Source organism: Saccharothrix sp. ST-888, assembly GCF_000955975.1.
GTDB lineage: Bacteria > Actinomycetota > Actinomycetes > Streptomycetales > Streptomycetaceae > Kitasatospora.
In genome coordinates this window covers 14,951-32,407 of sequence record NZ_JYJF01000009.1, presented here as the reverse complement: position 1 = coordinate 32,407, position 17,457 = coordinate 14,951, and the positions used below count along the sequence as shown (strand labels likewise).

Here is a 17,457-nt window from a genome sequence, read left to right as displayed (position 1 = left end):
AGAGCCCGCCCCACGCACCTCCCGGAGGCAATCCGATGCAGCCCCGTGCCACCCCGGCAGCCGCCGGCCCTGCCTGGAGCCCGCTGCGGGAGAAGGTCTTCCGGGCACTCTGGCTGGCCCAGTTCGTGTCCAACGTGGGCGGCTGGGTGCAGACCGTCGGCGCGCAGTGGCTGCTGGTCGGCCACGGGCCGGCGCTGGTCTCGCTGGTACAGGTCGCGGCCGGGCTGCCCGTGCTGCTCCTCGCCCTGCCGGCCGGCGTTCTCGCCGACCTGGTGGACCGCCGCCGTCTGCTGCTCGGCCTGCAGGCGGCGATGGCCGCAGCGGCGGCCGTCCTCACCGCACTCGCCCTGCTCGGCACCCTCGGCGTGTGGTCGCTGCTCCTGCTCACCTTCCTGCTCGGCTGCCTGACCGCCCTGGGCGGCCCGGCCTGGCAGGCCCTCCAGCCCAGCCTGGTCCCGCGCGAGCAGCTGCGGCAGGCATCGGCCCTCGGGGCGGTCAACATGAACCTGGCCCGGGCGGCCGGGCCCGCCCTCGGCGGCGCCCTGGTCGCGGCCGCCGGGGTCGACTGGACCTTCGCCGTCAACGCCGTCTCGTTCCTCGGCATCCTGCTGGTCCTGCTGCGGTGGCGGCCCACCGCCCAGACGCCACGCCGGGGCCAGGAACGCGAACACGCCCTCGCGGCACTGCGCGCGGGCGGGCGGTACGTACGCAATGCGCCGAGCGTCCGGCGGATCCTGCTGCGCAGCGCGCTGTTCGTCCCCGGGGCCGCCGCCCTCTGGGCGCTGCTGCCGGTGGCCGCCGTCCAGCGGCTGGGCCTCGGCCCCTCCGGGTACGGCGTGCTGCTCGGCGCCGTCGGGCTGGGGGCCGTCCTGGGCGCCGCCGCACTGCCCCGACTGGGTGCCCGCCTCGGGGCCACCGGCATGCTGGCCCTGGCCGGTACCCTGACGGCGGGCGCGCTCCTCGTCGTCGCCGTCAGCAGGGACGCCACCTCGGCCGGTGCGGCCCTCGCGGTGGCGGGCGCGGCCTGGATCTGGGGACTGTCCACCCTCAGCGCCGCCCTGCAGCTCGAAGTCCCCAACTGGGTCCGGGCACGGGCGGTCGCCTGCTACCTGCTCGTCTTCCAGGGCGGCAACGCGCTGGGCGCCCTCGTCTGGGGCCAGTTGGCCCAGCGCGCCGGGCTCACCGCCGCCCTCGCCGTCCCCGCCGGGCTGCTCCTGCTCGGCGTGGTCTCACTGCGCGGCCTCCCCCTGCTGAACGGCCGGGCCGATCCCGCCCTCTCCGACACCTGGCCGGAACCACGGCTGACCGTCGAGCCCGCCCCGCAGGACGGCCCGGTCCTGGTCACCGCCACCTACCGGGTCGCCGTCCCGGACGCCCCGGACTTCACCCGCGCGATGGCGGCCATCGAAGCCTCGCGCCGCCGCACCGGCGCCATCGGTTGGGGCCTGTACCGGGACGCGGCCGCCCCGGAGCGGTTCACCGAGGTCTTCACCGTCTCCTCCTGGGCCGAGCACCGCGCCCAGCACCACGACCGCTACACCGGGATCGATCACGAATTCGAGCGCACGGCCCGCCGGTTCGCGGCCGAGGACCCGGTCGTGACCCACGCCGTCGCAGCCCGGCCCCAGGGCCTCTGACCCGCGCTCAGTCGGCCAGCAGACCGAACTTGGCGTGGTGGGAGGCCGGGACCAGGTCGATGTACTCGGGGTGCTTGATGATCCAGCCACGGATGAAGGGGCAGTAGGGCAGTATGGCCAACCCCTGCTCGCGCGCCGTGTCGAGGGCGGTGCGAGCCAGCTTGCCCGCCAGGCCCCGGCCCTCGAAGCGCGGGTCGATCTCGGTGTGGATGAAGGCGATCTCGCTGCCCGAGCGGTGGTACTCGGCGAAACCGGCGAGCTCGCCCGCCTCGCGGATCTCGAAGCGCGACTTCTCGGCGTTGTCCACGACGGACTGCTCCATGGTTCCTCCTACATCGGGGCGGCCCGCTCGGACCGACGGGAGAGACTTTAGTTGAAGACTCAACATTTGTCGTCCCCTGTTCTCTCCGGGAACAACACCGGGCACTCACGGAACAGGCCGCCCCCGCCGGACTGCCTAACGTCGGTCCCCGACCGTCGGACACCGAGAGAGGCAGTGACCGGATGAGCAACGCGGACGCGTTCGACCTGATCGTGCTGGGGGCCGGCCCGACCGGGGAGAACCTCGCCGATCGCGCGCGGGCCGGCGGCCTGAGCGTGGCGATCGTCGAGCGGGAGCTCGTCGGCGGCGAGTGCTCCTACTGGGCCTGCATGCCGAGCAAGGCACTGCTCCGGCCCCCGGCCGCCCTGCAGCAGGCCCGGCGGCTGCCCGGCGCCCGGGCGGCGGCCGGCGGCGAGCTCGACACCGACGCCGTGCTGCGCCGGCGCGACGCCTTCGCCGCGCACTGGCAGGACGACGGCCAGGTGGCCTGGCTCGACTCGGCCGGGATCACCCTGGTCCGTGGACACGGCCGGCTGGACGGCGAGCGGCGGGTGGCGGTGGACCTGCCCGAGGGCGGCCGTCGCACCCTGACGGCCCGCCACGCCGTAGCGCTGTGCACCGGCACTCGCGCCGCCCTCCCCGACCTGCCCGGGATCGAGCAGGCGGGCGTGTGGACCAACCGCGAGGCGACCGGCGCAGCCGAGGCCCCGCCCCGGCTGGCCATCGTCGGCGGCGGCGCGGTCGCCGTCGAACTGGCCACGGCCTGGCAGGCGCTCGGCAGCCGGGTCACCCTGCTGGTCCGGGGCCAGGCCCTGCTGCCGAAGCTGGAACCCTTCGCGGGCGAGCTGGTCGCCGAGGCGCTGCGCGAGGCCGGAGTGGACCTCAGGTTCGGCGTGTCGGTCGAGGGTCTCACCCGCAGCGGCGAGCTCGTGCTGGATCTCGGCGAGCACGGTGAACTGCGCGCCGAGGAGGTGCTGTTCGCCACCGGGCGACGGCCCGCCACCGGCGAGCTCGGGCTGGAGACGGTCGGGCTGGAGCCCGGCGGCTGGATCGAGGTGGACGACACCGGGCTGGCCGTGGGCGTGCCCGGCGGCTGGCTCTACGCGGCCGGTGACGTCAACCGCCGCGCGCTGCTGACCCATCAGGGCAAGTACCAGGGCCGGGTGTTCGGCACGGTGATCGCCGACCGGGCGGCCGGCCGCGAGCTCGACCTCGCGCCCTGGGGGCGCAGCGTGGCGACCGCCGACCGGGTGGCCGTGCCGCAAGTGGTCTTCACCGACCCGGAGGTCGCCTCGGTCGGGCTCACCCTCGCCGAGGCCACCGCGAGCGGCCGGCGCGTGCGGGCCGTGGACTACCGGATCGGCGACGTGGCGGGGGCCGCGCTCTTCGCCGACGGGTACCGGGGGCAGGCCAGGGCCCTCATCGACCTGGACCGGGAGACCGTCCTCGGGGTGACCTTCGTCGGCGCCGGGGTCGCCGAGCTGCTCCACTCCGCGACGGTCGCGGTCGCCGGCGAGGTGCCGCTCGACCGCCTCTGGCACGCCGTCCCCGCCTACCCGACCGTCAGCGAGGTCTGGCTGCGCCTGCTGGAGACCTACCGGGGCTGAGCGGCGCACGCACGGAACAGCTCCGGTACGTCGGCGGACAATTCCGCCGCCCCACCGCCTCCTAGCGTGAGCCGTACCATGACCCCACGTCAGAAAGACGACACACCATGCCTTTCCTCACGGTGGACCGGGAGAACTCGGCCGATGTGGAGCTGTACTACGAGGACCACGGCAGCGGCCGACCGGTGGTGCTGATCCACGGCTGGCCGCTGGACGGCGCGTCCTGGGAGCGGCAGACGGCCGCCCTGCTGGCGGCCGGCCACCGCGTCATCACCTACGACCGCCGCGGCTTCGGCCGCTCGGACCGGCCGACGACCGGCTACGACTACGACACCTTCGCGGCTGACCTCGACCGGCTGCTGACCGACCTTGACCTCCAGGGCGTGACACTGGTCGGCTTCTCGATGGGCAGCGGCGAGGTGACCCGCTACCTCGGCCGCTACGGGTCCGCCCGGGTCGCCAAGGCCGTGCTCATCAGCGGCGTCCCGCCGTTCCTGCTGAAGACCGAGGACAACCCGGAGGGCGTCGACGGCGCCGTGTTCGAGGGCATCCAGGCGGCCATCGCGGCGGACCGCCCGGCCTTCCTGAGCGCCTTCCTGCAGGACTTCTACAACGCCGACGCCCTGCCGGACCGGATCAGCCCCCAGGCCGTCCAGGCGAGTTGGAATGTCGCCGTCGGCGCCTCGGCCCACGCCACCCTGGCCTGCGTCCCGGCCTGGCTGACCGACTTCCGCGCGGACCTGCCGAAGATCGACGTCCCCATCCTGGTCATCCACGGCGACGCCGACCGCACCCTCCCCCTGTCGGCAACCGCCGCCCGCCTGCCCGCCCTGATCACCGACACCCGGCTGGCCGTGGTGCCGGGCGGCCCGCACGGCCTGATCCGGACGCACGCCGAGGAGGTCAACGAGGAGCTGCTGAGCTTCATCGGCTGAACCACGCACGGGAGGGCGGCCGGAGGAAATTCCTCCGGCCGCCCTCCCGTCGTTCAGCGCCCCGGGCGCAGGTCGTGGAGCTCGGCCAGGTAGCCGCCGGGGAACTGCACCAGCGCGGAGTCACGGCCACCGGCCGTCTGCGGTCCCCACAGCACCTGGGCACCGGCCGTCCGGGCCCGGGCCAGCGTCGCGGTCAGGTCGTCGACCTGGTAGCCCGTCAGCTCCCGACCGAAGGGGTAGGGCAGGTGCCCGTCGGTGGCCAGCACCGCGGTGTCCCCGAACGGGCCGGTGATCCTGATCCGGTGGTAGGTGCTGCCGGGCAGGCCCAGCTCGGCGCCGGGTGCACGGGAGTCGTCCGAGACCACCCGGCCGCCGGTGAAGCGCAGGTAGCTGCGCAGGAAGGCGTGCAGCGAGCCGGCCGGGACGTACAGGCGGTTCTCCGGCACGGTCGCCAGCGCCGGGTAGGACGGGGGCGTGGTGTGCCAGTACAGCTGGGCGTCGATGCCGCCGGGGAACTGGACGACGGCGTCCCGCCCGATCGGGTCGTCGAACGGGGCCACCACGACGGCGGCCCCGGCCTGCTCGGCCTTGCGGACGCCCCGGTCGAGGTCCTTGACCAGCCAGCCGGTGCGCTCCGCCCCGAACGGGTAGGGCGCGGGCGTCTGGTAGTCGAAGACCGAGAGGGTGCCGACCGGCGAGAGGACCAGCTCGGAGTAGGTCCTGCTGGGCGTGGGCGTGACGGTGACCAGTGCCTTCTGGGTGTGGTGGCCGCCGAAGACGGCTTCCCAGCTGGTGACGAAGGCGTCCATGGCACCGGGGGTCACATACACGTGGGTGGTGTCGTACTGCGTGCCCACCGCGATCGTGGGTTCGGCCGCCTGAGCGGTCAGGCCGGTGGCCGGGCCGAGGGCGAGCAGTGCGGTGGCCAGCGCCGCGAGGCGCAGCCGGACGGGGAAGCGGGAGCGCATGAGGGTGTTCCTCCTGAATCAGTGATCACCGGCCAGGTGGGCCGACTCGGCCTCCCAGTCGATGAGTTCGGCTTCGGTACCGCGCGGCACCAGGGCGTAGCTCTCCTTGCGGAGCCAGCTGCGCAGCGGTTTGAGAGGCAGGTCGAGCAGGGCCGTGCCGTCCGGCCCGATGAGCATGATCCGCAGCAGGGTGCGGCCGTGGCACTGGCACGGCGGCCAGATCCGCACGTCGCCGAGCCCTGCCGGCTTGTGCAGGCCCTCCCACAGCAGGTCGCGGGAGAACTCCCACGTCCCGACGGCCTCCTCCGCCTCGGGGAACTCCAGGACGACGGCGAACGGCGCGTCCCGGCAGTACCGGAAGGGGACCGGCAGGTCGATGAATTGTCCCTCTCCTACATACAGTTGTGCTTCCAGCGGGAGCACAGTGGAGTCCGCGCCGGCCGCAGGCCCCTGATCGTGCATCGGGTGGCGGCCGGACACGGGTACCTCCGAGGTGGTGACGATTCGGGCAAGTGGGCGGGGCCCGCCGAGGACCGGCCCCGCCCGGTCGGTCACGCCTCGGGACGGGGCGTGACCACGAGGTGTTCGGCGAGGAACCAGACCTGGGCCTCACCGGTGCGGATCAGCTGGGAGACCAGCAGGTCCTGGGTGCCGTCGTCGCCGAGCTGGGCGGTGCGGCCGGCCGCGTCGCGGGCCTCGGCCAGGACGGCCTCGTGGGCGTCGAGGAGCCGCGAGAGCATCGCGGGCACGTCCTCGACCCCGTCCGGCGGGCGCGGCACACCGGTGATCTCGGCGGCGTGCCGGGGGTCGCCCACGGGGACGCCGCCCAGCATCCGCACCCGCTCGGCGAGCGCGTCGACCAGGGTCAGCTGCTCCTGGGCGTGCTTGTCGAACAACAGGTGCAGCTGGTAGGAGGTCGGGCCGTGCGCGCCCCAGTGGTGCTTCTTGTACAGCGCGTACAGGAACTGGGTGTCCGCGAGCAGGCGGTTGAGCCGCTGGCAGGAGTACTGCCGGGTGTCGTGGGCGAGCGCGATCGGCAACTGTGTGACGGTGCCGTACGCCTGCACCTCGGGGCCGTGCTGGTGGAGTCGGGGCTGGCTGGTCATCGAATACTCCCGGTCAGGCGGTCACGCAGCGGACGACGGTGCGGATCAGCTCGGCCACCTGCTCCGGCTGGGAGAGCATCACCAGGTGCGAGGAGTCGACCTCGACGGTGGTCATCCCGGCGCGCCGGTAGCCGAACCGCTCGACCTCGGGGTTGATGGTCCGGTCGGCGGCCGCGACCAGCCCCCAGGACGGCTTGGTCCGCCAGGCGGCGACCGGCGCGGCCTCGGCGAAGGCCGCGGCGGCCAGCGGGCGCTGGGAGCGGGCGAGCACCCGGGCGAGCGCCGGGTCCACGTCCGCGGCGAAGATCTCCGGGAAGCGCTCCGCCTCGACCGAGACGTCGGTGCCCTCGCCCGAGCCGTCCGGCAGCGGGAACGGCGCGTACACCAGCGCGTCGGCCAGCTCCGAGGCGGGGAAGCGGGCCTGCAGCTCGCCCAGGCTCTCCCCCTCCTCCAGCGCGTAACCCGCCAGGTACACCAGCGCCTTGACGTTCTCCTCGGCACCGGCCACGGTGATCACGGCACCGCCGTAGGAGTGGCCGACCAGCACGACCGGCCCGGGGATCTGCCGGACCACCGAGGCCAGGTAGTCGGCGTCACCGGTCAGGCTGCGGTTGGGCACCGGTGGGGCCAGCACCTTCAGCCCGTCGGCGAGCAGTTCGGGGACGACCCGGGCGAAGCTGGAGGCGTCGGCGAAGGCGCCGTGCACCAGCACCACTGTGGGGGTGTCGTTGGTCGTCACTCGGCGTCCCTCGGGGTGTCCTGGAGCGCGTCCCGCAGCGTCTGGACCGCGAGCGCGATGGCGCCCTGCGCCGAGCGCGAGGGCCGCAGCGCGTTGAGCATCACGAAGTCGTGGATGGTGCCGAGGAACCGCACCGCGGTCACCGGCACACCGGCCTGGCGCAGCTTCACGGCGTACGCCTCGCCCTCGTCGCGCAGCACGTCGGCCTCGCCGGTGATGACCAGCGCGGGCGGCAGCCCGGTGAGCTGCTCGGCGGTGGCCCGCAGCGGGGAGGCGGTGATCTCGGCGCGCTGGGCGGGGTCGGTGGTGTACTGGTCCCAGAACCACTGCATGGCGTCGCGGCGCAGGAAGTACCCGGTCGCGAACCGGTGGTAGGACTCGGTCTCGAACGCGGCGTCGGTGACCGGGTAGAACAGCACCTGCTGCACCAGCGGGACGTCCCCGCGCTCCTTGGCCATCAGGGTGAGCGCCGCGCTCATGTTGCCGCCCACCGAGTCACCGGCAACGGCGAGGCGGCCGGCGTCCAGCCCCCGGCCGGCGCCGTCGGTGACGATCCAGCGGGCCACGGCGTAGTTCTGCTCGATGGCGACCGGGTACCGGACCTCGGGCGAGAGGTCGTACTCCGGGAAGACCACGGCGGCCCCGGCGCCGACGGCCAGCTCGCGCACCAGCCGGTCGTGGGTGTGGGCGTTGCCGAACACCCAGCCCGCGCCGTGGATGTACAGCACGACGGGCAGCGGGCCGGTGACCCCGGCCGGCCGGACGATGCGGGCGCGCACCGAGCCGGTCGGACCGCCCGCCACCTCGATCCACTCCTCGTCGATCTCCGGGCCGGCCGTGCCGCCGGACTGCACCTGGTCGACCGCCTCGCGGCCCTTGGCCGGGCCCAGGTCGAAGAGGTACGGGGGGTTCGCGGTGGCCTCGGCGAAGGCACGGGCCTCGGGCTCCAGGGTCGGGCCGGCGAGCTTCGACTCGGACATGGTGATCACCTCTGGTTCTGGTCGTGCTGAGTGGTGGTCACCAACCTAGGAATGCGTGGGCGGCGCACTGTCCCCTCGGCGCACACCCTCCGTCCGATCCGCGCACTCGTACATTTCGTCCACGTCCTCCCGGACGGTATGAATGGTGCGGATGACCTCGGCAGGACGGACTGGAGTGCGATGGGTGACACGGGCGGGACGCGGTTCGGCCGGCTGTTGCGGGAGCTGCGGCAGGCCCGTGGGCTGACGATCGAGGAGCTGGCGGAGGTCTCCGGAGTCTCCGGGCGGGCGATCGGCGACATGGAGCGGGGGCGGAGCCTGCGCCCGCAGCGCGGCACCGTCACCGCGCTCGCGCAGGGCCTCGGGCTCGACGAGGCCGTGCACGCCGAGCTGCTGGCCCTCGCCCGCGCCGGCCGCCCGGGCAGCGGCCCGGCGGCCGTCGCCAAGGTCTCGCCCTGCGCACTGCCCCGGGGCGTCCGGGACTTCGTCGGGCGGGAGGCCGAGCTCGCCGCGCTGCGCGACCTCGCCCACCGGAGCGCGGCGGAGGAAGGCGCCGGGGCCCCGCCGGTGGCGGTGGTGTTCGGCGCACCGGGCAGCGGCAAGACCTCGCTGGCCGTCCGGCTGGCCGAACAGCTCGCCCCGGAGCTTCCGGACGGGGCGTTCCTGCTGGACATGCAGGGGCTGGACGAGCAGCCGCTCTCCCCGCAGGAGGCGGTACTGCGGCTGCTGGCGGCCTGGGGCGCGGGTGACCAGGACCTGGTCCGGCTGAGCGCCGATGAACGGCTGGCCCGCTACCAGGAGGCCGCGGCCCGGCTGCACGGGGTCCTGATCCTGGACAATGCCGGGCAGGAGGCCCAGGTGCGGCCCCTGCTGCCGCGCTCGGGGCGGCTGCTGGTCGTGGTGACCAGCCGTCACACCATGGCCGGTCTCGAAGGGGTGCAGCGAGTGGAGCTGCCCACCCTGGACCCGCAGGAGTCCGGCTCCCTGCTGCGCGCGGTGGTCGGGGCCGCCCGGGTGGACGCCGAGCCGGACGCGGCCCGCACCATCGCCGAGCTGTGCGGCCACCTGCCGCTCGCCGTCCGCGTCGCCGCCAACTGGGCCGCCACCCGGACGAACTGGAGCCTGCAACGGCTGGCCACCCGGCTCACCGACGAGGACCGCCGGCTGGACTCGCTCAGCGCGGGCGACCTGCGCGTCAACTCGGCCTTCTCGCTGTCCTACTCACGCCTCGCCCCGGCGACCGCCCGGATGTTCCGGCTGCTCTCGCTGATACCCGGGCCAGACTTCAGCATCCCGCTGGCCGCCGTCCTCGCGCAGGTCCCCCTGTTCGACGCCGAGGACCTGCTGGAGGAGCTGCTGGAGGCGGGCCTGCTGACCACCCACAGGGAGGACCGGTACGGCCTGCACGACCTGCTGCGCCTGTACGCCAGGGCGCAGCTGCGCCAGGAGGACGGCGAGCCGCAGTCGGCCGGCTCCCGGGCCCGGCTGCGCACCTGGCTGCTCGACACCGCCGTGCTGGCCGGCCGGTGGCACGAACCGGACCACCGCCCGGCGGCCCGGGACGGCGCGCGGCTGGTCACCCTGACGAGCCCCGAGCAGGCCATGGGCTGGCTCAAGGCGGAGCGCGACAACTGGCTGGCCGCCTTCCGGGAGGCCGCCCGGCTCGGCGAGCACGCCCAGGTGGACGCGGTGGGCGGGGCCATGCGCCAGGTCTCCGACAGCTGGGTCTCCGCCGACCACTGGATCGAGGTCTTCACCGCCGCTGCCCGGGCCGCGGCCGCGCTCGGCGACCCGGCGCGCCAGGCCGCCCACCTGAACGACCTCGCCTGGGCGTACTGGGTCTGCGAGGCCCGGCACGAGGACGCGGTCGCCGCCACGACCTCCGCCCTCGACCTGGCCCGCTCCTGCGGGGACCTGGCCCAGCAGGCCAGGGCGCACAACCGGTTCTGCGTGCTGGACGCCGCCGCCGGCGAGCCCTCCTCGGCCGCCGACCACTGCCGCCGGGCGATGGACCTGTTCATGGCGGTGGACGACGTCAACGGCTACCTGCCCGCCTGCAACATGAACCTGCGGCTGCTGGAGATGGCCGGCCGCTTCGAGGAGGCGGTCGAGACCCACCGGGAGGTCCTGGCAGTACTCGCCGATCCGGCCTACGCCGGCCGGATACCGGAGAACATGCGCACCCTCACCGGCCTGATCGCCGCCTACTACCTGTCCCTGGTCCACCTCAACCAGGGCCACTGGGCCGAGGCCGTCGAGACGCTGCGCCCGGTCCGGGGACGGTTCGAGCCCCTCGGCTACCACCGGGTGGCGGCCAAGGCATACCTGCACCTGGCGGACGCGCTCGTCCACCTCGGGGAGCACGAGGCGGCGGCCGCCGAGTACGGCACCGTGCTCACCCTGGCCGAGCAGGTCCCCGCCGAGCTGGTCGGGCTGGCCCGGACGGCGCTCGCCGACCTGGCCGCCGGAACGCCCGCACCGCCCACCAGCTTCAGCTGACCCGCGTCAGGCCGCCACCGCGTACCCGATGCCCTCGCGCCACTCGCTCGGGGAGACCCCGTACGCGGACCGGAACGCCCGGCTGAAGTGACTGGCGCTCACGAAGCCCCAGCGGCCCGCGACCGCCGCCACCGTCAGGTGACCCGCCGTCGGGCGGGCCAGGTCCCGCCGAGCCATGTCCAGCCGCTGGCGCTGGATCCAGCGGGCCACCGTCACGCCCTCGAAGTGGAACAGCTTGTGCAGGTAGCGCACCGACAGGTGGTGGGCCGCCGCGATCCGCTCGGGTGACAGCCCGGGGTCGCCGAGGTGGCGCAGGATGTGGTCCTTCACCCGGGCCAGCGTGGCCCCGGCCGCCTCGGGCGCGTCCGGCACCGACCGGCCGCGCAGTTCGTGGGCGAGCACCGCGAGCAGGTCCAGGGCGGTGGTGGCCAGGCGCCCTGCCACGGCCGGTTCCAGCGAGTCGGCCGAGCGGGCCAGGCGCTCCAGGTAGGCGGCGGCCAGCGCGGCGGTGCCGCCGCCGGTCCCGAAGGCCGTCGCGGTGAGCAGCCGCAGGTCCTCGTCACGGACGCCCACGGCGGCGCGCGGCCAGTGGAAGGCCGTGAACTCGAAGGGCTCCGCCAGCTCCTTGGCGAACGGCCGCCCGGCGTCCGAGATCGCGAAGCTGCCCGGCCGCAGCAGCACCTGGTGCCCGTCCTGCTCCAGCCGCGCGGTCCCCCGGTGCTGGAGCGCGAGCGTGAGGTGGTCCTCGCCGCCCCGGGCGATCAGCTCCGCGCTGCGCACCACCCGCTGCGGTCCGGCCTGCACCCGGGAGACCTGCAGGGCGCCCACCTGCCGGCTGGTGATGGTCGCGGCGGCGGGGGCGGCCTCCAGCAGGGAGACGTCCAGCGGGATGAAGGTGTGCGAGACCGCCTCGTGCCAGTACTCGGCTCGTTCGACGGTCGGCACCGGGGCGGTGTCGAGAACGACGGGCATGGGTACTCCTCGGCGCGCGGTCGGACGGTCCCGACCATCACACCTGCGGCCACCGCCCCGGACCAGGAAGAACCGCAGGCAGAAACCGGACGCCCCCTCACCAGGGGCGGCGGTGCAGGGCCAGGTGCACGGTGTCGACGGCCTGGATCAGCGCGGCCCGCGCGGTGCCGGTGGGGTGGAGCGCGTCGAGCAGCAGGAAGCCGTGCACGGCGCCCTGGTAGCGCGTGGCCACCACCGGGACGCCCGCCGCCCGGAGCCGGGCCGCGTACGCCTCGCCCTCGTCCCGCAGCACGTCGGCCTCGGCGGTGACCACGAGCGCCGGGGGCAGTCCGACGAGCTGCTCCGGGGCGGCGCGCAGCGGCGCGGCGGTGGCCTCCCGCCGCCGGTCCTCCTCGGGCAGGTAGTCGTCCCAGAACCGGCGCATGTGCTCCCGGTGCAGGAAGTAGCCGGTCGCGAAGCGCCGGTAGGACGGGGTGTCGAAGTCGGCGTCGGTCACCGGGCACAGCAGCACCTGGTGCACCAGGTGGACGTCGCCGCGCTCGCGGGCGAGCAGGGTCAGCGCCGCCACCAGGTTGCCCCCGGCGCAGTCGCCGACGGCGGCGATCCGGTCCCCCGCCAGGCCGAGCTCGTGGCCGTGCGCGCCGAGCCAGCGGGCCACCTCGTAGCACTGCTCGACGGCCACCGGGTAGCGGGCCCCGGGGGCCCGCGCGTAGTCGACGTACACCACGGCCGCGTCCGTCCCCAGGGCGAACTCCCGGACCAGCCGGGCGTAGGCGGCGGCGTCGCCGAGCGACCAGCCGAGGCCGGGCAGGAACAGCACCACGGGGCTCGGTACGGCGGCGCCGACCGGCCGGATCACCTGGACGTGCACCCGTCCGGTCGGCCCGCAGGGCAGGGCGAGCCACTCCGCCGTGGTGGCGGAGGGGTCGTCCGGGCCGTCCGGGCCCGGCTCCGCGGGCCCGGCCAGCAGGGAAAGGTCCGGGAGCTCCGCCGCCCGGCCGGCGGCCGTGTCCAGGAACTCCTGGAGCGGCCGGTCGAGCACCGGCCGGCGGCCGTGCTCGTCAGTGGTGTGGGACAACGCATCGCTCCTGGCGTGATCGGCGGTCACAGCGGCGCGGGCCGGGCCGCACCGGGGCCCGGCGCCCGCCGGGCACGCCGTCCCGCACCGTGCACACGCCGCTCGACCGTACCGGCCGGGCAGCGGCCGCAGTGCTCTCTCCGTGCACGGTTTCCGACCGGGTGTACACGGACGGTCAGCCCGCGTCGGCCGTCCTGAGCTCGCGCCACTCGCGCGGGGAGACGCCGTAGGCGGCCCGGAACACCCGGCTGAAGTGGGCCGGGTTGACGAAGCCCCACCGCTGCGCGACCGCCGACACCGTCGGGGCGGTCCGGCCGCGCCGCCCCAGCTCCCGGGCGCAGGCTTCCAGCCGGCGCTGCTGGACGAGCCGGCCCACCGTCACCCCCTCGCCCTCGAACAGCCGGTGCAGGTAGCGCACGGAGATGTGGTGGGCCTGGGCGATCGTCTCGGGCGACAGCTCCGGCTCGCCGAGGTGGCGGTCGATGTGCTCCCGCACCCGGCGGACCAGGTGGTCGTTCGGGGCACCGGGCCCGTCGTCCGGGTGCGCGGCCGTCAGCTGGGCGACCAGGGTGCTCACCAGGTCGGCGACACTGCCCGCCAGCCGGTCGCCGACCGGGGCGGGGTACTCGTGCGCGGAGGCGGCGAGGGTGCCGAGGAACGGCAGCAGCACCGGCCCGCACCCCTGTGCCGGGCCGACGGCCGTCCCCGCCGCCTGCCGCAGCTCGCGCTCGGGCACGCCGAGCAGCCGACGCGGCAGGTGGAACAGGTGGGTGCGGAAGCGCTCGGGGAAGTCCACCCGGTACGGCCGCGCCGTGTCGTACAGGACGAGCCCGCCCGGTGGCACCTCCGCCCGGCGCCCGTCCTGCTCCAGCACGGCCCGGCCCAAGACCTGCACCGCGACCCCCACCTGCGGCTCGGCCTGCGGGGCCCGGGCGATCAGCGCCGCCGTCCTGGACACCCGCGCCGGGTCCGCCTCCAGGGTCGAGATCCGGACGTACCCGAGGCGGTGCGCCTCCAGCCGTCCGTCGAACGGCTGCCCGACCCTCGGGACCACCTCCACCGGCACCAGGGCCCGCGACACCGCGCCGCCCCAGTACGCCGCCCGCTCCTCCTCCGGCACCGACGCGGTCGTCACCCGCACACCCATCGGACCGTCCTTCCCTCGCAACCCCGCGCGGTCAGCCTGAGTGGTCGGCCGCTGAGCCTGTTAGGTCATCTGACTGCCCGGCTGCGCCGGGAGCACGGTCAGTCGCCGCCGAGGGCGTGGCCGAGGGCGGCCCGCGAGGTGATGCCGAGCTTCGGGAAGACCTTGTACAGGTGCGCCCCGACCGTCCGGGGCGACAGCTGGAGCAGCTGGCCGATCTCCTTGTTGCTCAGGCCGGTGGCGGCCAGCCGGGCGATCCGCAGTTCCTGGCCGGTCAGCCCGGCCGCCTCCGGGGAGGTCGGCGGTGCCACGGAGTCGCCCGCGGCGCGCAGTTCCTCCTCGCACCGCCGCGCCCAGGGCTCGGCCCGCAGCCGGCGGAACGCGTGGTGCGCGGCGCGCAGCACCTCCCGGGCCCCGGGCCGGTGGCGCCGGCGCAGCCACGAGCCGTGAGCCAGCCGCAGCCGGGCGAGGTCGAACACCCAACGCTCGGCCCCCGGCACGGCGTAGGCCCGCTGGTAGGCGGCCTCGGCCTCCTCGTCCTCGGCGGCCAGCGCGGCGGCGGCCGCCAGCAGGAAGGCGTGCCGGCCGGAGATCTCCGCCGAACCCGCCGCCGCCCCGGCCGCCACGTGGGCCCGCGCCTCCTCGCGGCGGCCGGTGTACACGGCGGCCGTCACCAGGTCGAACACCAACGCGTGGTGCCAGGGCGGGCCGCCGGCCAGGCGGCCGGGCGGGGTGAGCTCGCCGAAGAGCGCGTACGCCTCCTCGTACCGCCCGTGGGCCAGCGCGGCCAGGCCGCGCAGGTGGGCCAGCCGGTCGAGGACGAACCGCATCCGGGCCCGGGTGGCGGCCGGTCTGATGATCCGTTCGACCTCGCGAAGCCCTGCCTCGTCGCCCCGCCCGGCCAGGAAGTGGGCGTGGTACTGGCGGAACATCAGGGCGTTGCAGTGGTAGCCGAGCTCGTCCGCGATCTCGGCCTCGCGCCGGCAGACCTCGGCCTGGTCCCAGTGCCCGAGCAGGTAGTCCTGGTGGCACTTGGCCTTGGCCACCGAGCCCTGGGTGGCGTAGCTGTGCAGCCCGGTGGAGCGCCGCCACAGGTCGCCCTCGGGGCTGTCGAGCGCCGAAGCGGTCCACAGCAGCAGCCAGGCCGCGCCCGCCTCCTGTTCCTGCGTCATGCCGGCGGTCACCGCCCGCAGCGCCTCGGCGACGCCCGGGCCCGGATCGGTCCAGGCCCGCAGGCAGAGCCGGCCCGCCTCGGAGACGTGCTCCCGGTGGCGCTCCAGCGCCCGCCAGGCCCACGGGTCGTCGGTGTAGGTGGCGGCCAGCAGCAGCTTGAAGAAGGCCTGCTCGACCAACCCGAAGGTGTCGGCGCCGGGCGCGGTCAGCCGGTCGAGGACGCCGGGCAGCAGGGTGGCGGAGGAGGCGAAGTCGATGTGGTGGCTCTGGTCTGCGTAGACCACCGCATACGCGAACAGCGGCGCGACGTCCGTCGGCACCGGGGCGGCCTTCAACTCCTCCACCAGGGCGGCGGTGTGCCGCAGCTGCCCGCCGCGGGCCGCCATCACGGCGGCCCAGGTGAGCCGCCGGGCCCGGTCGGCCGGGTCGGGGCTGAGTGCGGCGGCGCGTTCGAGCAGCAGGGCCCCCTCCGCGTCACCGCCACGGGCGGCCAGGCCACGCCCGACTTCCTGGAGGCGGTGTGCCAGGCCCTCCTCCGGGAGCTGCGCGGCGGCGGCCTCGTGCACCAGCCGCCGGGGGTCCTGCTGCGGGAGGGAACCGGCCAGCGCCCGGTGGGCCGCCCGCCGCTCGGCGTCCGAGGCCGCCGAGATCACGGCGGTACGGACCAGCGGGTGCCGGAACACCAGCCGCCCGCCGGCATCGAGCCGGGCCAGCCCGTCCGCCTCGATCCGCTCCAGGGCGTCCGCGAACCCCGCGCCCAGCTGCGGCACCCGGCTGCTGAAGTCCGTACCGGTCGCCAGCGCGCCCATCAGCAGCAGCCGGGCGGCCGCCGGCGTCACCGCCCCCAGCCGCTCGGCGAACATCCGCTCCAGGTTGCGCCCCAACGGCAGGCGGTCCGGCAGCGGTGCGATCCCCCGCCGCTGGGCGTCGGCCAGCTGCCGGGGCAGCTCCACCAGCGCCAGCGGGTTCCCGGCCGCCTCCGCCAGCACCCGGTCCGTGGTGGCCGCCGCCAGCTCGGGGTAGCAGGCCGCCAGCAGCGCGGTCGCGTCCGCCGGGGGCAGGCCCGCCACATCGACCGGGTCCGCCGACCAGGTCTGCGCGGCCGGCCCGTCGGGGCGACCGGCGCCGACGATCACCAGGGGCAGCTCGGCGCAGCGCCGGCGCAGGAAGGCGAAGACGGTCGCACTGGAGGAGTCGATCCAGTGCAGGTCGTCCAAGGCCAGCAGGACGGGGGCGGCCTGGGCGGCCTCGGCCAGCAGCGCCAGCGTGGCGGCCCCCACCGCGAAGCCGCTGGGCGTCCCGGCCCGGGCCCCGAACGCACTCTCCAGCGCCTCGCGCTGGTGGGCCGACAGGACCTTCGACCGCTGGAGCAGCGACCAGAGTGCCTGGTGCAGCGAGCCGAACGAGAAGTCGGTCTCCGCCTCGGCACCGACCGCCCGCAGCACGGTGAACCCCCGCTCGCGGGCCGCCCGCTCCGCCCAGGCCAGCAGCGTGCTCTTGCCGACCCCGGCCTCGCCACGCAGCAACAACGCGGAGCCGACCCCGTTGCCCTCGGCCTGCGCCACGGCCGAGGCCAGCAGCTCCGTCTCACGCTGCCGCCCGACCAGGGCCGGGCTCTGTCTCTCTTCCGCCACTCTCGTTACTCCCCGGGGTTGGCCGGCCTGCTCACTCCCCCGGCCGCCAAGATTATCGCCCGTCAGTTCGCCCCGGGACACCATCCGACCAGCCCTGGGGAGCCTTCGCTGGTTGAACACGGAGCGGGATGCCAACAGGTTCGGACCATGTACCCGCACCGCCAAAGCGACTGGGCACCGGCTCTTGGCCCGGTCACAGCGGCGCGAGTTCAATCGTCGGATTCTCCACCTCGGCCTCGCTGTTCCGCGCCACCGCGGCGACCGCCCGCGGCGATGTTCCCGGCGTCGCCCGATCACCCGGGTGGGCCGCTGCTCCGTATCTCGGAGCAGCGGCCCACGGCCGTCGTCGGCACGGCCGGATGGCGCAGTCGTGCGCCGTCCTCCGCTGCGCCGGCGTGCGGGTGTCCGTCAGAGGCCCGGTAGTGGGTCCTGTTCGCCGGGGACTACGTGGACCGGGGCCTCGGGGGCTCGGCACTCGCGTCCGAGGCGGAGCATGCGGGACTCCGGGTCATGGAGCAGGCGACCGCACCGGCGGCAGCGGATGCGGGTGGGGAGGCGGGACGGCGGGGGCGGGATCAGGGCTGGATCGGACACGCCTCCCAGTGTCGCGGAAACCCGGTCGCCTGTTCGGGCGCTTGGCGTGTCTGGACGTGAAGACGCTGT

At 75.1% G+C, this 17,457-nt stretch carries 15 protein-coding genes; 4 read left to right on the top strand and 11 right to left on the bottom strand.

Annotated elements, in window-relative coordinates:
• The first annotated feature begins 35 nt into the window (after positions 1–35).
• On the top strand, positions 36–1,637 hold the full coding sequence (locus UK12_RS06040) for an MFS transporter (protein WP_045300383.1): 1,602 nt from the start codon (positions 36–38) through the stop codon (positions 1,635–1,637).
• Between the two features lie 7 nt (positions 1,638–1,644).
• On the opposite strand, the gene UK12_RS06035 is transcribed toward UK12_RS06040, so the two are convergent.
• Complete coding sequence (locus tag UK12_RS06035) at positions 1,645–1,959, bottom strand: GNAT family N-acetyltransferase (protein WP_045300381.1); 315 nt, start codon at positions 1,957–1,959, stop codon at positions 1,645–1,647.
• A 182-nt stretch (positions 1,960–2,141) separates the two neighbouring features.
• On the opposite strand from UK12_RS06035, the gene UK12_RS06030 reads away from it, so the two are divergent.
• Complete coding sequence (locus tag UK12_RS06030; protein WP_045300379.1) at positions 2,142–3,566, top strand: dihydrolipoyl dehydrogenase family protein; 1,425 nt, start codon at positions 2,142–2,144, stop codon at positions 3,564–3,566.
• Positions 3,567–3,673: 107 nt separating this feature from the next.
• Positions 3,674–4,501, top strand: coding sequence for an alpha/beta fold hydrolase (locus tag UK12_RS06025; protein ID WP_045300377.1), 828 nt, complete (start codon positions 3,674–3,676; stop codon positions 4,499–4,501).
• Between the two features lie 53 nt (positions 4,502–4,554).
• On the opposite strand, the gene UK12_RS06020 is transcribed toward UK12_RS06025, so the two are convergent.
• From UK12_RS06020 to UK12_RS06000, 5 genes are all read right to left on the bottom strand, one after another.
• The gene (locus UK12_RS06020) at positions 4,555–5,469 is read right to left on the bottom strand and encodes a glyoxalase (protein ID WP_045300375.1); all 915 of its coding nucleotides are present in this window, start codon (positions 5,467–5,469) and stop codon (positions 4,555–4,557) included.
• Positions 5,470–5,487: 18 nt separating this feature from the next.
• On the bottom strand, positions 5,488–5,949 hold the full coding sequence (locus UK12_RS06015) for an SsgA family sporulation/cell division regulator (RefSeq protein ID WP_052681619.1): 462 nt from the start codon (positions 5,947–5,949) through the stop codon (positions 5,488–5,490).
• A 71-nt stretch (positions 5,950–6,020) separates the two neighbouring features.
• Positions 6,021–6,575, bottom strand: coding sequence for a Dps family protein (locus tag UK12_RS06010; RefSeq protein WP_045300373.1), 555 nt, complete (start codon positions 6,573–6,575; stop codon positions 6,021–6,023).
• Positions 6,576–6,588: 13 nt separating this feature from the next.
• Positions 6,589–7,314: an alpha/beta fold hydrolase gene (locus UK12_RS06005; RefSeq protein ID WP_045300371.1), complete on the bottom strand. Its 726-nt coding sequence runs from the start codon at positions 7,312–7,314 to the stop codon at positions 6,589–6,591.
• Positions 7,311–8,294 carry an alpha/beta hydrolase gene (locus UK12_RS06000; RefSeq protein WP_045300369.1) on the bottom strand — a complete coding sequence of 328 codons (984 nt, stop codon included), beginning with the start codon at positions 8,292–8,294 and terminating at the stop codon, positions 7,311–7,313. The genes UK12_RS06005 and UK12_RS06000 overlap by 4 nt, the downstream gene beginning before the upstream one ends.
• Before the next feature lie 180 nt (positions 8,295–8,474).
• Here UK12_RS06000 and UK12_RS05995 point away from each other — a divergent pair, with 180 nt between their 5' ends.
• A complete protein-coding gene (locus tag UK12_RS05995; RefSeq protein ID WP_052681617.1) occupies positions 8,475–10,793 on the top strand; it encodes a helix-turn-helix domain-containing protein in 2,319 nt (772 codons plus the stop codon).
• Between the two features lie 6 nt (positions 10,794–10,799).
• Here the strand turns inward: UK12_RS05995 and UK12_RS05990 are convergent, their stop codons facing one another.
• From UK12_RS05990 to UK12_RS44955, 5 genes are all read right to left on the bottom strand, one after another.
• Positions 10,800–11,765 carry a helix-turn-helix domain-containing protein gene (locus UK12_RS05990; RefSeq protein ID WP_045300367.1) on the bottom strand — a complete coding sequence of 322 codons (966 nt, stop codon included), beginning with the start codon at positions 11,763–11,765 and terminating at the stop codon, positions 10,800–10,802.
• Between the two features lie 97 nt (positions 11,766–11,862).
• A complete protein-coding gene (locus UK12_RS05985) occupies positions 11,863–12,843 on the bottom strand; it encodes an alpha/beta hydrolase (RefSeq protein ID WP_197084601.1) in 981 nt (326 codons plus the stop codon).
• Positions 12,844–13,018: 175 nt separating this feature from the next.
• Positions 13,019–13,990 carry a helix-turn-helix domain-containing protein gene (locus UK12_RS05980; protein ID WP_045300365.1) on the bottom strand — a complete coding sequence of 324 codons (972 nt, stop codon included), beginning with the start codon at positions 13,988–13,990 and terminating at the stop codon, positions 13,019–13,021.
• Positions 13,991–14,088: 98 nt separating this feature from the next.
• Positions 14,089–16,794, bottom strand: a complete 2,706-nt coding sequence (locus UK12_RS05975) for a helix-turn-helix transcriptional regulator (RefSeq protein ID WP_045300363.1) — start codon at positions 16,792–16,794, stop codon at positions 14,089–14,091.
• A gap of 408 nt (positions 16,795–17,202) precedes the next feature.
• Complete coding sequence (locus UK12_RS44955) at positions 17,203–17,388, bottom strand: DUF6011 domain-containing protein (RefSeq protein ID WP_442973773.1); 186 nt, start codon at positions 17,386–17,388, stop codon at positions 17,203–17,205.
• Between the last annotated feature and the right edge of the window lie 69 nt (positions 17,389–17,457).

What these genes read in the sequence shown, in the direction of transcription:
- UK12_RS06040 (WP_045300383.1), top strand. Translation starts at nt 36, where the DNA reads ATGCAGCCCCGTGCCACCCCGGCAGCCGCCGGCCCTGCCTGGAGCCCG.
- UK12_RS05980 (WP_045300365.1), bottom strand. Translation starts at nt 13,990, where the DNA reads ATGGGTGTGCGGGTGACGACCGCGTCGGTGCCGGAGGAGGAGCGGGCG.
- UK12_RS06010 (WP_045300373.1), bottom strand. Translation starts at nt 6,575, where the DNA reads ATGACCAGCCAGCCCCGACTCCACCAGCACGGCCCCGAGGTGCAGGCG.
- UK12_RS06020 (WP_045300375.1), bottom strand. Translation starts at nt 5,469, where the DNA reads ATGCGCTCCCGCTTCCCCGTCCGGCTGCGCCTCGCGGCGCTGGCCACC.
- UK12_RS06030 (WP_045300379.1), top strand. Translation starts at nt 2,142, where the DNA reads ATGAGCAACGCGGACGCGTTCGACCTGATCGTGCTGGGGGCCGGCCCG.
- UK12_RS05990 (WP_045300367.1), bottom strand. Translation starts at nt 11,765, where the DNA reads ATGCCCGTCGTTCTCGACACCGCCCCGGTGCCGACCGTCGAACGAGCC.
- UK12_RS06035 (WP_045300381.1), bottom strand. Translation starts at nt 1,959, where the DNA reads ATGGAGCAGTCCGTCGTGGACAACGCCGAGAAGTCGCGCTTCGAGATC.
- UK12_RS06000 (WP_045300369.1), bottom strand. Translation starts at nt 8,294, where the DNA reads ATGTCCGAGTCGAAGCTCGCCGGCCCGACCCTGGAGCCCGAGGCCCGT.
- UK12_RS06025 (WP_045300377.1), top strand. Translation starts at nt 3,674, where the DNA reads ATGCCTTTCCTCACGGTGGACCGGGAGAACTCGGCCGATGTGGAGCTG.
- UK12_RS05995 (WP_052681617.1), top strand. Translation starts at nt 8,475, where the DNA reads ATGGGTGACACGGGCGGGACGCGGTTCGGCCGGCTGTTGCGGGAGCTG.